At 55.4% G+C, this 1,534-nt stretch carries 1 protein-coding gene; it reads right to left on the reverse strand.

The features are described 5' to 3' along the window. Positions 1-942 (reverse strand): reverse transcriptase domain-containing protein (locus ACWIGM_RS31340; RefSeq protein ID WP_454029853.1); only part of this gene is annotated, 942 nt, incomplete at its 3' end. Positions 943-1,534 lie beyond the last annotated feature (592 nt).

Below are 1,534 nucleotides of genomic sequence, written 5' to 3' on the forward strand. Positions count from 1 at the left end.
ATCCATGTTCAGCCTGAGTTTCAGACTGCCTTCGAGCACACCCCGACACTCCTCCCTGATGGCTTCCGCCTGTGCTTTGGTGCCTTTGACGATGAGGACAAAATCATCGGCATAGCGGCAGTACGCCACCGCGGGTTTCCACTGCCAGTTTTCTCTGACCGCCGTACTTCGGCCCCGTTGGATACTGTTATTCCAGTACCACCGATCTTTTCTGGCTTTCCCGCTCAGGTAGCGCTCATGCAGGTATTGATCGAACTCATTCAGCATGATGTTCGATAATAGCGGCGATATAACACCGCCCTGTGGCACACCTTCACTGGCCGCCCGAAAGAGACCGACATCGATATGTCCCGCCTTGATGGTTTTCCACAGCAGAGTCATGAAACGTGCGTCACTGATCCTGCGGCGTACAGCCTTCATCAGCAGTCGATGATGTACGGTGTCGAAGTAACTGGACAGGTCGCCTTCAATCACCCAGCGTCCCCGGGTTTCACCACAGTCTGTGAGCTGTAATTTCACCGTGCGGATCGCGTGGTGGACACTGCGCTCAGGCCGGAAGCCATATGAGAGCGTATGAAAATCACTCTCCCATATCGGCTCCATCGCCATCAGCATGGCCCGCTGAACAATACGATCCCGCAACGCGGGGATACCCAGTGGTCGCAGTTTGCCGTTGCTTTTAGGGATGTAAACCCGTCTGGCGGGCAAGGGCTGGTAGTGGCCTGAGAGTAATTCATCCCTGAGGATTTGCAGCTCAACAGCCAGTCTGGCCTGTAGCATTGTTTTGTTCACGCCATCAACGCCGGGGGTATGGGCCCCCTTTGATGAAAGCGTGATCCGCGCCGCTTCAGCCAGCCATTCTGGTTGTGTTATCAGACGCAGCAGCCGTTGAATCCGTAGGGACGGATCGGTGGCTGCCCATGTGGCAAGCTTGCGTTGCATTTCGCTGATTATCAAAGGTCTTCACCTCGTTAGGTCAGTTAATTCACGTCGCAAACACATTCAAACTGCTTCCCTTCGCCATGTAATGGGCTTTCCCCATCGCGGACTACTACGGAAGCTCCGCCAGCCAGCGCGTCATCGGAGCCATGCCCCCTTAACATCCGTCGCTGACCTTCCCCGGTTTACCTGCCTGGACTCAGGCATACTGAGGAGGCTGCCCGTCGCACTCTTTATCCTTGCTTGCCGCAAGTTGGCAGAAGTCAGCAACGCAAGCGTGATAGACGCTGCTGCCCCGGTGTTTCGCATACATGTCAAAACACCTTCGACCGGTAGTGCTTACGTATCACTGCCAGTTCCTCCTGCACGGCCTGTCAGATCACGTAGGCCGTGGTGACGTTTTCAACCCACAGAGGCGGATTAACGGGTTCATGTTCTTCAGCCTTTCAGTACTTAACCTTGAGGATCATCTCGGCTTAGTGATCTCGCCTCAATCCCCGTTGTCAGCGGGTTACATCACCCTGCGGGCATGCCGCAGGTCACTGCCGCTCAGGTTCTCCACCGTCACACCCGGTGGGATTGTTGGGTTTCTCAT

The organism is Allobosea sp. NPDC055332 (assembly GCF_053645455.1).